Origin of the sequence: Bacillus sp. (in: firmicutes) (genome assembly GCA_017656295.1) — a bacterium.
In the GTDB taxonomy this organism is placed as follows: Bacteria; Bacillota; Bacilli; order Bacillales; family JACDOC01; genus JACDOC01.
On the sequence record JACDOC010000006.1, the window covers coordinates 94,698 to 108,788 of the forward strand.

Annotated in this window: 12 protein-coding genes; 11 read left to right on the forward strand and 1 reads right to left on the reverse strand. The window is 39.4% G+C overall.

Translation table 11 applies throughout. From position 1 onward, the window contains the following. Positions 1-111: 111 nt before the first annotated feature. From H0Z31_07530 to H0Z31_07570, 9 genes are all read left to right on the forward strand, one after another. Positions 112-1,065 (forward strand): NAD-dependent epimerase/dehydratase family protein, encoded by a 954-nt coding sequence (locus H0Z31_07530; protein MBO8177288.1) that lies wholly within the window; start codon positions 112-114, stop codon positions 1,063-1,065. After that, entirely contained in the window at positions 1,031-1,972 is a 942-nt protein-coding gene (locus H0Z31_07535; GenBank protein MBO8177289.1) for a flippase-like domain-containing protein, read from the forward strand. The genes H0Z31_07530 and H0Z31_07535 overlap by 35 nt, the downstream gene beginning before the upstream one ends. Then, a complete protein-coding gene (locus H0Z31_07540; protein ID MBO8177290.1) occupies positions 1,969-3,462 on the forward strand; it encodes an alkaline phosphatase family protein in 1,494 nt (497 codons plus the stop codon). Before H0Z31_07535 ends, H0Z31_07540 begins: the two co-directional genes overlap by 4 nt. Next, the gene (locus H0Z31_07545; GenBank protein MBO8177291.1) at positions 3,422-4,198 is read left to right on the forward strand and encodes a glycosyltransferase family 2 protein; all 777 of its coding nucleotides are present in this window, start codon (positions 3,422-3,424) and stop codon (positions 4,196-4,198) included. The genes H0Z31_07540 and H0Z31_07545 overlap by 41 nt, the downstream gene beginning before the upstream one ends. A 49-nt stretch (positions 4,199-4,247) precedes the next feature. After that, positions 4,248-4,997 (forward strand): hypothetical protein, encoded by a 750-nt coding sequence (locus H0Z31_07550; protein ID MBO8177292.1) that lies wholly within the window; start codon positions 4,248-4,250, stop codon positions 4,995-4,997. Positions 4,998-5,024: 27 nt separating this feature from the next. After that, the gene (locus H0Z31_07555) at positions 5,025-6,005 is read left to right on the forward strand and encodes an FTR1 family protein (protein MBO8177293.1); all 981 of its coding nucleotides are present in this window, start codon (positions 5,025-5,027) and stop codon (positions 6,003-6,005) included. A gap of 82 nt (positions 6,006-6,087) precedes the next feature. Next, positions 6,088-7,536, forward strand: a complete 1,449-nt coding sequence (locus H0Z31_07560; GenBank protein MBO8177294.1) for a hypothetical protein — start codon at positions 6,088-6,090, stop codon at positions 7,534-7,536. Further along, entirely contained in the window at positions 7,529-9,307 is a 1,779-nt protein-coding gene (gene uvrC, locus H0Z31_07565; GenBank protein ID MBO8177295.1) for an excinuclease ABC subunit UvrC, read from the forward strand. The genes H0Z31_07560 and uvrC overlap by 8 nt, the downstream gene beginning before the upstream one ends. A gap of 330 nt (positions 9,308-9,637) precedes the next feature. Beyond that, complete coding sequence (locus H0Z31_07570) at positions 9,638-10,876, forward strand: aspartate kinase (protein MBO8177296.1); 1,239 nt, start codon at positions 9,638-9,640, stop codon at positions 10,874-10,876. Between the two features lie 57 nt (positions 10,877-10,933). Here the strand turns inward: H0Z31_07570 and H0Z31_07575 are convergent, their stop codons facing one another. Then, positions 10,934-11,377 carry a YslB family protein gene (locus H0Z31_07575; GenBank protein ID MBO8177297.1) on the reverse strand — a complete coding sequence of 148 codons (444 nt, stop codon included), beginning with the start codon at positions 11,375-11,377 and terminating at the stop codon, positions 10,934-10,936. 287 nt (positions 11,378-11,664) lie between these two features. Between H0Z31_07575 and H0Z31_07580 the strand changes: the two genes are divergently transcribed. Together H0Z31_07580 and sdhA are read left to right on the forward strand one after the other, a co-directional pair. Then, complete coding sequence (locus H0Z31_07580; protein ID MBO8177298.1) at positions 11,665-12,273, forward strand: succinate dehydrogenase cytochrome b558 subunit; 609 nt, start codon at positions 11,665-11,667, stop codon at positions 12,271-12,273. 56 nt (positions 12,274-12,329) lie between these two features. Continuing rightward, positions 12,330-14,090 (forward strand): succinate dehydrogenase flavoprotein subunit, encoded by a 1,761-nt coding sequence (gene sdhA / locus H0Z31_07585; GenBank protein MBO8177299.1) that lies wholly within the window; start codon positions 12,330-12,332, stop codon positions 14,088-14,090. Position 14,091: the final 1 nt, after the last annotated feature.

Here is a 14,091-nt window from a genome sequence, read left to right on the forward strand (position 1 = left end):
AAAAAGCCGCGATGTTGCGGCTTTTTTCATATGGAGAAAAGGCCGATAATGTGAGTTTCGGACAAATGTGCTACAATGGGCGAAGAGAACTGAAACAGGACGTGAACGAGCATGAAAGTACTTGTCACCGGAGGAGCAGGATTTATCGGTATGCATGTCGTACAACGACTCCTTCGAAAAGGTGTCGAGATGATTGTCATAGATTGCCTAGATTCTTATTACTCGGAAGAGCGGAAAAAACAACATTTACAGGTGATACGTAGTGTGTCACCGTTTCGTTTTTATCCTACGAATTTATTGAACCGTGAAGAAACTTTTCGTATCGTACAACAAGAGAAGCCAGATGTCGTGATTCACCTAGCTGCATTACCCGGGGTTAGTTATTCATTAAAAGAACCGTTACAATACGTGGACTATGATATCAAAGCAACCATCAACATATTGGAAGCGTCTGGGAAAGTTGGTGTCCGGCATGTAATTTTTTCCTCTTCTTCCTCTGTATATGGAAATTTAGGAGTTGTCGGTCCAAAGAAGGAAGAAGAAGCTAACGGTCACGTGATTTCCCCTTATGCAGCTGCGAAATGGGGAGCCGAATCGTTTTGTCACGTGTACGCGAACTTGTACCAATTTCGATTAACGATCTTACGTTTGTTTACGGTATATGGTCCTTGGGGACGCCCCGACATGGCCATTGCGAAATTTTTAAAGCAAATTCTTTCTGGTGAAAAGATTACATTGTTCGGAACGAGCCAAAAAAGAGATTTCACGTATATTGACGATGTCGTCAATGCTGTGGAAGCTGTGATGGACTATCAAGGAAATGAAACCGTGTTTAATATTGGAAATGGTCAACCGGTATCAATGACGGATGTTGTTCGTTTATTACAAATTCATTTTCCATCGATGATGGTTGAACAAATGGAAAAAAGAGCTGGGGATGTTCAGCAAACGTGGGCGAACATTGAAAAAGCACAACAACATTTGATGTACATGCCAAAAACAACGTTTCAAGAAGGATTGGAGAAGACCATTGAATGGGCTAAAGCAAATATACACTTACTGTAAAAAGCATTGGAAAAAAGGAATCGGGGGACTCATTCTTTTTGTCTTTATTTTTTATATTGTTCCTGACATTCAATGGGACCAGATTAGGGAAGCGATACGGACTGTGTTTCAACACCCCGTTTTTCTTCTAAGTGTTGTATTATTGTACGCATTTTCGTTTTATTTGAAAGCGTGGGCGTGGAAACTATTGCTTCCCGTCCCTGTTTCTTTTTTTACTTGTTTATACGGTTTATGGTATAGCTTGTTTTTCAATCACGTGCTACCAATCAAAGTAGGGGATGTCGTCCGATCGTATCTCCTTTATGAGCGAGAAGAACATGTCTCCTTAAAACAAGCACTTACAACCGTCATTTTTTTACGACTATTAGATTTATTATCGCTCTTTATCCTTGTTGGTGTCGGTATACTCATATTAGCTAAGAAAGTAGGAATCATCGTCTTTCTGATTGGAACAGGGATAGGCATATTGATTTTGCTCTTCTCAAAAAATATAAGAAAGTGGTTGGCAAGGTTTTCAAACTTGAAGATGTTTTGGTCTATTCGACATGCATGGAGCATTTTTGGTCTAACGTTTTTCAGTTGGATTTGTGAAGCGGGAATCGCTTTCTTTTCTATTTTTCTCGTATTGAACGAATGGTATCCTTTTCTATCAATTTGGGTGAATAGTTTTACGATTATCGGTCAATTATTTCAAATCACTCCAGGGGGATTTGGAAATTACGAAACGGTTATGGCCTTTAGTTTGTCCCGTATGGGGATAGGTTGGGAAGACGCCATTACGGTTGGTATCGTTAGTCATAGTATTAAATATGTGTTTTCATTTACAGTCGGTATCTGGGGATGGATTCGCTATCCACTTTCTTGGAAAACGGTCCATCAATGGATTCGAGGGAGGAAAAAGTCATGAAAAAAGCATCGCGTTTTGAAAAAATTGCCGCTCGTTGTTGGAATTTATTAAACGAAGGAAAGCCGTTTACGCCGATTTTTGTAACGGGCGTTATGGTGATTTTTCATTGGAAGGACTTATTCCAATCGGCTGAAATGCTAACCGGATTTCTGCTTACTTTACCTTTATTTGTCATTTATTATTTGTACGATTTTCCGTTATTTTTACGAAATTATCTTTGGATTCCGTTATTTTCGTTTTTAATTATTTGGGGTTATACGAACGTGTCGCTATTACTTTTAGGAATGGCTCTTTATTTTTTCTTTACCGTCTTTTTTTGGGGGACGTTATATTACCACTTACGAATCGGTACTTCGTGGTTAAACTTTACTCGATTTTGGAAGCTTGTGTTGAAAAATAGTGATTCAACGAGTGGAAACGCCCAAGAACAATTACCGAAAATTTTCCTATTACTTTCCGTATGGGACTATGGATATGAGGTCACAGCTCAAGGGGAACCATTATCGTTTGTGGGATTCATCTTTTTTTACGTAGCGATATTACTTTTCGCATGGGTGTTACACCATTATTTATTTGATTGGAAACCGACACCGTATACGTCATTCACGGAAAAGCCAACGGCTATCGATCAACCGAGTGTGCAAACAGAAAAAGTCGTTGTTATTGTGGTCGATGGAATGAGAAAAGATCGATTTGAGGCAGCTCATACTCCGTTTTTAGATCGTTTGAAACAAGAAGGAACCGAATTTACGAATATGGAAACGGTATATCCGGCACGAACGGTCGTCTGCTTTTCATCGATGTTTACAGGGACATATCCATTTGAACACGGCATTCGTTCAAATATGGTATGGAAATTAGGCATCAAAGTGGAAAGCATTTTCGATTCGTTACGAAAAGTCGGAAAAAAAGGGCGGTTACTAGGAATTGCTCATCTAGTGGATGCGATGGGCGAGGATGTGGAAACCGTGACAGCGGTAATGCATAATGATGTCGCGGATAAGAATATTATGAATAGAGCTCGCCAAATAGTTACCGAACAGAATCCTGATCTACTCGTTGTTCAATTAATTGGTACAGATCAAACTGGACATTCACGCGGAGTGTTTTACGATGAGTACTTACAAAAAATTAGTGAGGCAGACGAACTCATTCATGACTTTTATCATTGGTTGAACGAACGGTGGGGGGAAGAAAATATTACGTACATTATTTGCGCTGACCACGGTCAAGCAGATGGCATTGGTGGGCATGGCCATTTAGATGAAGGGGAACGCTATGTTCCGTTTATTATGTACGGACCAAGTATTCGTAAAGGCGTAAAGGTGGATAAAAAGCATAGTTTAGTTTCATTAGCTTCTACCATTTCTTATCTACTTGGCGCGCCGTTTCCTAGCCATGCAAGAGGTCCGGTATTAGTAGAGGCGTTTAAGAGAAAGGATGCAGCAAATGAAGAGGCAAACCGTAATCGTATTTTTACCCGCTTATAATGAAGAACAATCGATTGGGGATGTGATTCGTCGCATCCCTCGTCATATTCATCCGCTTGTGGATGTTAAAGTGTTAGTGATTGATGATGGATCGAAGGACCGAACCGTTGAAGTTGCAAAACAAGCTGGGGCCGACCGAATCGTGCAGTTGGAAACGAATCAAGGGTTAGGAGCTGCAGTTCGCCGTGGGCTGAAGGAGTGTTTATTTATGGGTGGTGACATTGGTGTGATGATTGACGCTGATGGGGAATATCCACCCGAGCAAATCCCTGACATACTTGATCCGATTTTTCGAGGAGAAGCCGATTATGTTATGGGATCCCGCTTTTTAGGGACCATTAAAGGGATGAAGCTCCATCGGCGGGTAGGCAATTATTGCTTTACGTTTTTACAATCGTTGTTGTTACGAACATGGATATACGATGGACAGTCGGGAATGAGAGCGTTTTCTAAGCAAGCGTTACAACATGGAGAAATTATACATGATTATAATTACGCCCAAGTGTTAACATTAAATCTTGTTCGAAAAGGATTTCGTGTAAAAGAAATCCCAATTCACTATCATGTCCGGACTACAGGAGAGTCTTTTATCAAATTTAAGGCGTATATAACGAATGTATTGCCAGCAGTTTGGAAAGAGATGCGCAGAAGGGTGGAAAAGGTACCGATTGATTCAAATGCGCATGTGATAACATTGGACGAAGAAAATTCAGATTTGTCACAGAAAGTACATTGACATCTTCGTTGATAATTATTATCATTATCAATGTAGGAGGATAGGAAAGATGCTAAAACGTTCAATTTTTTATATTTTAATATTAATATTCATTCTCAATCATATACTTCCAAGGTCGGCTTATGCATACTCCTATGGGAATCCAGGGGAAGAACCGATGGCAGAAGCCTATAAAGAGCTTGAAAAATATGTAGAGAATGACGATTGGCAAAGTGTAAAAACCGTTTATGAGACATACAAAAAAGAATTTGATTTATACTTTACGAACACTCAGCCAGACATTGAACAGGCGTTAGAGAAAAAAGATGCCGACCTTCTATTAAAAAGCTGGCAGGCTGCTATGCGCTTAAACATTGAGCGTCGCCTTCATTTTGCTCAAGAACAATTTGACGATTATGGTCAAGCAAAATTATTATTAGCGAAAGCACGTGGTACGTTTACGGTCCTTGAACCGATATTATTAGAACAAGGGAAAGAAGATGTGGTGAACGATATATATGCCGACTTTGATGTCGCTTTAGAAGCGCTTGGAAATCCAGGGCTTTTCGGAATAGGTAGTAAAGAAAGTGACCGGGATACATTTGACGAGCGCGTTAACGAAATTATTGAAACTTTACGACCTTTGTTCCCAATCGTCTCTGAAATGGATGATGATCGTCACTTAACAGAGGAAAACTTAGATTTTCTCAAAGGATTTGGGGAAGAAGGCTCATCGACGTTTTGGGTATATTTTACGGGAATTTTAGTTCTCGTGTTTATCGGTTTAATTGTTTGGAATAAACGACGTCAAAAGTCCTAATGGAACTTGAAAAGGTGGGAAGAATGTATGGACTTTCAAGCGTTTCTCATCACGTTACGTGAATCGTTAGAAGCAATTTTAATTGTGGGACTCATTTTATCTTATTTAACACGTTTAAATGCAGATAGATATAAAAAATGGGTATTTGTCGGAGTCTTTTTAGCATTGCTTACCAGTTTTTTAGTTGCTTTATTGTTTCAAGTCGTGTTCACAGGGTTTGCTAGTTTCGGTTCGGAAATTTATTTAAAAGTGTCCATTATGTTTGCTTCTGTTTTTTTACTCTCTCACATGGTGCTATGGATGAAAAAGCAATCTAAGGGCATAAACACCGAAATGGAGAAAAAAATTAACGCGGCTCTTACCGCAGGTAGTATTTCTGCCATGATTATTCACTCGTACTTAATTGTTGTTCGAGAAGGAGTCGAAACGGTCTTTTTCTTCGCAGCGATTAGCGGTGGAGAAGTAACGAAAGTCTTTCAAAGCTTTGGAGCGTTAAGTGGTTTGTTAATGGCCTTAATTTTAGGATATTTATTTTTCTCCGGTACGATGAGATTTTCATTAAAAACATTCTTTAATGTGACTGGCTTACTCATTATGTTTATTGCGGCTGGATTACTTGTCCAAGGAATTGGTATTTTGCAAGACTTGGGCGTTATGGGATCGTTCTATACAAACGCAGATGGGCGACCGAAACCAGTGTACAACATCATTGAGTTTATGCCAGAGCACGTCCAAGATGAAATGCATTATGAGCGGGATACTGGAAAAGAAGTGCTGATTAGTGGCCAAGTAGGATTATTTATGAGCGCTATGTTTGGCTATAGCCATAACCCATCTTTAGAGCAGTTACTCGCTTATTGGTTATATTTCCTATTTGTTCTTTTATGGATGAAACTCATTAATGATGGTAAAATAAAAAATCCAATGACAGTTCTGGCCAACCTCAAAAAAAATACGAAAGAAAATAATCAAAAAGAAATGAAAAACATTGATTCAATTAATGTTTAAAGCTAGTTCCCTCTTTTCAAAAAGACTCGCAACCTGTTGCGGGTCTTTTCTTCACGAAAAAAATGTTAAAGGATAGATGATCATGCGCACGAATGGTGTCCTATGGTGGGTGGTCACTGGCTTACTTGGTTTTTTATTTTTTTGGCGTCTTCAATATTTAGATCACCTTCCTTCCACATGGGATGAAGTGGATTATACGCTAGGGATCAACGAATATGATGTGCTATCGATGCAACCGCATTTTCCAGGGTATCCGTTTTTTATTCTTGGGGGGATGCTCTTTTCACGTTTGGTAAATACCCCTTCGGAAGGATTAGCACTGTTTAATTGGTTTGTCTTGTTAACAGCGTCCTTTCCGATTTATCGCCTGTCGTGCCATTACCTTCCTCCTTTTCCTTCATTTGTTGTAATGACGGTTACCCAATCTCTCAGCTATAGTTGGATTGTCGCAGCACAGCCGATGTCGGACGGAGCAGCACTTGGCGTCCTTTGGTGGTATATTTACTCCTTGTTACAGGCATACCAATCGACTACTTCGTATCAACGATTGTTACCGATTCTCTTTTTTTCTTTATTAATGGGAATACGCCTATCGTATGCGCCATTTGGTATTGGACTCGTATGGTTATGGATGCAAGATGCCAAGCAAAGAAAAAATGGAATGTTGATGTCTATTAGCCTCTTTATCCTAGGTCAAATGTTGTGGGTTGTTCCAGTGGTGAAAAATGTCGGTGGAATTTATTCCCTCCTCTCGATTGGTAGTAGTTTTATTCACGGCCATTTTAACGAATGGGGCCGCGGGAATCCAACCGAATCGTTGTTATTTGGAGAACGGATGTTTCGCTACTTTATTTCCAATTGGTTATGGGAAGGTTTTTCATCCCACTCAACTTGGCTTCTTATTTTTCATATTGTTGTCATTCTTATTTTTTTAGGTGATTTTTTTCGAAAAGGTCGACGCATCCGAATGCCATTTTTGTTGCTTATCATGATCATCACTTATGGATGTTGGTCTTTTTTTGGACAAAACATCGAAAAAACAAGGCATTTACTTCCGCTTCTTTCGTTAACGTATTGGTGGTTATGTTTGCATATTGTTTCCAAACGTATAATTGGATACATTCTTATCGTTACCTTAATGTTAGGACAAATGTCCGTTGGCGAGTATTGGTTAAACGAGCAAAAACATGAAGTACCACCAGTGGTGCAAGCATATGAATACCTTACGTCTCTTGAAGGTGATATAGTCGTTTATACATGGGAAGAAACGCGTGTGTTTGACTATATGAAGGCGCCATTTCATCATAAAAGGTTACAGTCTTTTAATTCATTTCTGCACGACATAAAAGGTAAAGAAAAAGAAAGGATCATCTTAACGAATAAAGTACTTGAGGGTTTTGTTACCCAAGGTATCGACGTGAATGGTAAAGTAAAGAAGATGAAAGCATTTGAAACTGACCCTATTTTAGACCCTGTATATCATTATATTGTTTTGTACGAATGGGTACCTGGAGGTGAGGACGATGAATGAACGATTAAAGCAGAAGCTAGCCCTTCTTCCTGACCAACCTGGATGTTATTTAATGAAAGATCGGCAAGGGATTATCATCTATGTCGGAAAAGCGAAAGTGTTAAAAAATCGTGTCCGTTCGTACTTTACCGGTAGTCATGATGCAAAAACACAACGGCTCGTCAATGAAATTGAAGACTTTGAATATATCGTTACTTCGTCCGATATTGAGGCTTTAATTTTGGAAATGAACTTAATCAAAAAGTATGATCCTAAATATAACGTTATGTTAAAGGACGATAAAAGCTACCCTTATATTAAATTGACAAATGAAAAACATCCGCGCTTAATAACGACTCGTAAAGTAAAAAAAGATGGAGGAAAATATTTTGGACCTTATCCAAATGCTGGGGCAGCCAACGAAACGAAAAAGCTACTCGACCGCTTGTATCCGTTAAGAAAATGTTCGAATTTACCGGATCGCGTATGTTTGTATTATCATTTGGGGCAATGTTTAGCCCCATGTGTGAAACCGGTCGAGAGTGAGGAATATAAACGTATTACGGATGAAATTACCCGCTTTTTAAATGGTGGTTACAAAGAAATAAAAGAGCAGCTACAACAAAAAATGTACGAAGCATCGGAGCAATTGGAATTTGAGCGGGCGAAAGAATACCGAGACCAAATCGCTCATATTGAAGCGGTGATGGAAAAACAAAAAATAACAATGAATGATTTTACCGATCGCGATGTATTTGGATTTGCCGTTGATAAAGGATGGATGTGTGTCCAAGTCTTTTTTGTTCGTGGGGGAAAACTGATTCAACGGGATGTATCTATGTTTCCGATTTACGATGAACCAGAGGAAGAATTTTTAACGTTTCTCGGGCAATTTTATTCACGTGCCCATCATATCAAACCAAAAGAGATCTTTTTGCCGCAAACTGTGGATGGAGAGCTAGCTAGTAGACTGTTAGATGTAAAAGTTGTCAAACCGAAGCGGGGACAAAAGAAAGAACTCGTTGATTTAGCAACAAAAAACGCTGAAATTTCGTTAAAAGAGAAATTTTCTCTAATTGAACGGGATGAAGAGCGAACCATTAAAGCAGTAGAACGGCTCGGAGAACAGTTAAACATCTATACACCCCATCGCATCGAGGCGTTTGATAATTCTAACATTCAAGGTACGGATGCCGTATCAGCGATGGTCGTATTTATTGATGGACGTCCAGCGAAAAAAGAATATCGGAAATATAAAATTAAAACGGTAAAAGGACCAGATGATTATGATTCGATGCGCGAAGTGATTCGTAGAAGGTATCAGCGTGTATTAAAAGAGGGACTTCCTTTACCCGACTTAATCGTCATCGATGGAGGAAAAGGACAGGTAGAAGCGGCCCGGGATGTGTTGACGAACGAATTAAATTTATCCATTCCGGTGGCTGGACTAGTAAAAGATGAGAAGCATCGTACATCTGACGTCATTTTCGGAGAACCGCTAGAAGTTGTCCCATTAGATCGAAACAGTCAAGAATTTTATTTATTGCAGCGTATTCAAGACGAGGTTCATCGATTTGCGATTTCCTTTCACCGACAGCTGCGTGGAAAAACGTCGTTTCAATCCAAATTAGATGAAATCCCTGGAATAGGATCAAAGCGGAAAAAACTGTTATTACGTCACTTCGGCTCACTGAAAAAAATGAAGGAAGCTACCGTAGAAGATTTTGTACAAATTGGTATTCCTCATAACGTAGCAAAAAACCTATTTGATGAACTTCAAAAAATGAATTGATTAAATATTTTTTTATGTGTTATAATGATGAAAATTTTATAAAGGGAACAGTGAAGATAGAGGTGCGAACTTCAAGAGTAGAAGCATGGAGAAGAATGAGCTTCGAGGAAATGCTTTGAAAGGGGAGTTCGCCGAAGTGGAAAAAGACTCATTTCTTTTTCTGCTGGTTCTGCGTTTAAGAAATGTAGGACTGTCAAGATGGTATCATCTTGGAGAGCTATCTCACTTGTGTTTTCATTATTATCGTTTTTGTTAGGAAGCACAGGTAGGAGAATAGTTCTCTTACCTGTTTTTGTTTTATTTTAAAGTAAATGAAAGAAGGGATTGTGTATGGGAATCATCGTACAAAAATTTGGTGGTACGTCTGTAGGTTCAACGGAACGAATTCGTCATGTCGCTCAAAGGGTAATTGAAGAGAAGGAACGGGGCAATGACGTTGTCGTCGTAGTGTCAGCGATGGGAAAAACAACCGATCAATTAGTTTCCTTAGCTAAGGAAATTAGTACATATCCAAATAAGCGAGAATTGGATATGCTCCTTTCAACAGGTGAACAAGTAACCATTGCTTTGTTAACGATGGCTCTTCATGAGTTAGGGTACAAAGCCGTTTCGTATACCGGTTGGCAAGCAGGAATTCAAACGGAAGCGGTTCACGGAAACGCAAGAATTACTCATATTACAACAGAACCCATCCTCAACGCCTTGAATGAAGGAAATATTGTCGTCGTTGCTGGATTTCAAGGTATCACTTCTGAAGGGGCGATTACGACATTAGGTCGGGGAGGTTCGGATACGACTGCTGTTGCCTTAGCCGCTAGTTTATCTGCTGAACGATGCGATATTTACACCGACGTAACGGGAGTATATACATCTGATCCAAGGTATGTGAAAGCAGCTCGCCAGTTAAAAGCGATATCTTATGACGAAATGTTAGAGCTGGCGAATTTAGGAGCAGGGGTTCTTCATCCACGAGCCGTCGAGTTTGCGAAAAATTATCGTGTACCATTGACGGTTCGCTCAAGTATGGAACAAGTTGACGGAACATATATCGAGGAGGTAAATACGATGGAATCGAATTTAATTGTACGTGGAGTAGCTTTTGAAAAAGAAATTACAAGAATAACCGTTCATGGACTAACGAACCAAATAACCTCTCTTTCATCCATTTTTACAACATTGGCCAATCACCATATCAATGTCGACATCATTATTCAAGTGCAAACGGATGAAAATACAACGAACCTTTCTTTCTCAGTAAAAGACGAAGACGTGAGAGAAACGTTGGCAGTATTGAATGAACATCAATCTTCATTAGGATTTGAAAAAATGGAAGCGGAAAGTGGATTAGCGAAAGTATCTATTGTCGGTTCAGGAATGATTTCTAACCCTGGTGTAGCCGCCAAAATGTTTGATGTTTTAGCCCAAAACGGCATTCAAATTAAAATGGTTTCGACATCTGAAATAAAAGTTTCCGTCGTAGTAGATCAGAAGGAAATGATACGTGCAGCCGAGATTTTACATGAAGCATTCGGTCTGGATAAAGTAGAAGAAACAATAGCCGCTTTATAACAAAGAAAGCTGACATCCTCGCTTAAAAGCGGTGGAATGTCAGCTCCTTAACGATACTCAATCATCCGTTACATCTTTTCGGTCCCAACGAACGGTAAAACGGACTTTTTGCTTACTCAATAATTTTTCTTCAAAGGTTTCAGCAATGGCTTTTTTTTGCGATTGAATTTGTTGGGCGAGAAATCCAGCTTCAATTTTAAAACTGTTTTCTTTGTTGATTTCTAAACGACGTTTGACAATAGACCCGGATAGCTCAAATAATAACTCATCTTTTTTTTCATAAATAATGGACAACTGTCCCCAGCCGGCTTCTTCAAAAAACGTTACTATTTCTTCAATGGACGTTAATGGAAACTTTCGAGCGATATTTTTGCCAGCCCAATATAAAATGCCGTCAGCTTCTTGTCCTAATAAATCTGGTAAAACAAAATCTCTTATTAATTCATAACCAAAAACAGGTAATTGTTCTTCATGGATGTGTTTCATTTCATTTGAGCTCATTCAATGTTTCCCCTCTTTCTATCCTAATAAATTATAAACGGTTTTGCTAGTTTATGATAGTGGGAAGTAAATGATTAAGTTCATACATTATTTGACAATAGTTAAATGAAAATGGTTTGTAATTTAAAAAAATTTGAAAATATAGTCGAATTCATGTATACGTTTTCTTGACGCTTCCAACTGATGGGAGTAAAATGAACATGTCACATTATTGTTAAAAAATTTGAAACGGTGCAACTGGAGGAAAGGAGCAGTCGTTGCCAGTTTCATCTTAAGGGGGGTAATTCATGGCTGGAAATCGTGAATTTTACAATCGTAGGTTGCATTCATTGCTAGGTGTAATTCCAGTAGGGGTGTTTTTAACGCAACACTTAGTAGTGAACCACTTTGCTACGCGTGGTGAAGAAGCTTTTAACGAAGCTGCTCATTTCATGGAAAGTCTTCCATTTCGCTATGCATTAGAAATTTTCGTTATTTTCTTACCACTTTTATATCATGCGGTCTATGGTTTATACATTGCCTTTACCGCAAAAAACAATATCGGTAATTACGGATTTTTCCGTAACTGGATGTTCTTCTTACAACGTATTACAGGCGTTATTACATTAATTTTTGTTACATGGCACGTTTGGGAGACTCGCGTAGCAGCAGCGTTTGGACAAGATGTAAACTTTGAAATGATGGAAAACATTTTATCGACCCCAGGGATGATAGCATTTTATGTAGTTGGAGTTGTTTCAACTGTTTTCCATTTTGCAAATGGATTATGGTCATTCTTAGTTAGCTGGGGAATCACTATTTCTCCTCGTTCCCAAATGATTGCTACATATGTTACATTAGGTATTTTCATAGCTTTATCTTGGGTAGGAATTCGCGCTATCTTCGCATTTGTATGATAGATTATCGGTTTTGATGCAATTCGGACTTTCGTTGGAAAAGGAGTGAGTCACGGATGAAAAAAGGCAAAGTCATCGTCGTCGGTGGCGGATTAGCTGGCTTGATGGCAACAATTAAAATTGCAGAAACAGGAACGCCGGTCGAGTTGTTCTCATTAGTACCTGTAAAGCGTTCTCACTCTGTATGTGCACAAGGTGGAATTAACGGTGCAGTGAACACAAAAGGGGAAGGAGACTCTCCTTGGGAGCACTTTGACGATACCGTATACGGTGGGGATTTCTTAGCAAACCAACCTCCAGTAAAAGCAATGTGTGAAGCAGCCCCTGGTATCATTCATCTATTAGACCGTATGGGAGTTATGTTTAACCGTACTCCAGAAGGATTGCTCGATTTCCGTCGCTTCGGAGGTACCCAACACCACCGGACGGCGTATGCTGGGGCAACAACAGGTCAACAGCTTCTTTACGCACTAGATGAACAAGTTCGTCGTCATGAAGTGGCTGGTCTTGTTACAAAGTATGAAGGGTGGGAATTTTTAGGCGTTGTTCTTGATGACGCTGGAGTTACTCGTGGTATTGTTGCGCAAAACTTAACCAATATGGAAATTCATTCGTTCCCAGCTGATGCGGTTATTATGGCGACTGGTGGACCTGGTATTATTTTCGGTAAATCAACGAATTCGGTTATTAATACTGGTTCAGCAGCTTCTATTGTATATCAGCAAGGAGCGTACTACGCTAACGGTGAGTTTATCCAAATTCACCCAACAGCCATTCCAGGGGACGACAAACTTCGTCTCATGAGTGAGTCTGCTCGTGGTGAAGGTGGTCGTGTTTGGACATACAAAGACGGAAAGCCATGGTATTTCTTAGAGGAAAAATATCCTGCTTACGGAAACCTCGTACCGCGTGATATTGCGACACGTGAAATTTTCCATGTATGTGTAGACTTAAAGCTGGGTATTAACGGGGAAAACATGGTTTATCTTGACCTATCCCATAAAGATCCAAAAGAATTAGATGTTAAGCTTGGTGGAATTATTGAAATTTATGAAAAGTTTATGGGGGATGACCCACGAAAAGTGCCGATGAAAATCTTCCCAGCTGTTCATTATTCAATGGGTGGATTATGGGTTGACTACGATCAACAAACGAATATTCCAGGATTGTTCGCAGCCGGTGAATGTGATTATTCACAACATGGAGCTAACCGTCTAGGAGCAAACTCCTTACTTTCTGCCATTTACGGTGGTATGGTCGCTGGACCGAAAGCTGTAGAGTATATTCGTGGTCTTGAGAAAAGTGCAGATGCTATGCCTTCTTCTCTATATGATACGTATCGTAAACATGAAGAAGAAAAATGGAACCAAGTTCTTTCATTAGATGGTAACGAAAATGCTTACTTGTTACATAAAGAGCTTGGTGAATGGATGACAGATAACGTAACGGTTGTTCGTTACAATGACAAACTATTAAAAACGGATGAAAAAATTCAAGAATTAATGGAGCGTTGGGAAAACATCAACATCAACGACACTGCAAAATGGAGTAACCAAGGTGCTACGTTTACACGTCAATTAAAGAATATGCTTCATTTAGCACGTGTAATTACAATTGGTGCTTACAATCGTAATGAAAGTCGTGGTGCTCATTATAAACCAGAATTCCCTGACAGAAACGACGAGGAATGGTTAAAAACAACAATGGCTAAGTTCAACCCAGAGAAAAACGCACCAGAATTCCATTACGAAGATGTTGACGTTTCACTCATTCCTCCTCGGAAACGTGACTATACTAAAAAGAAAGGGGAAAAGTAAT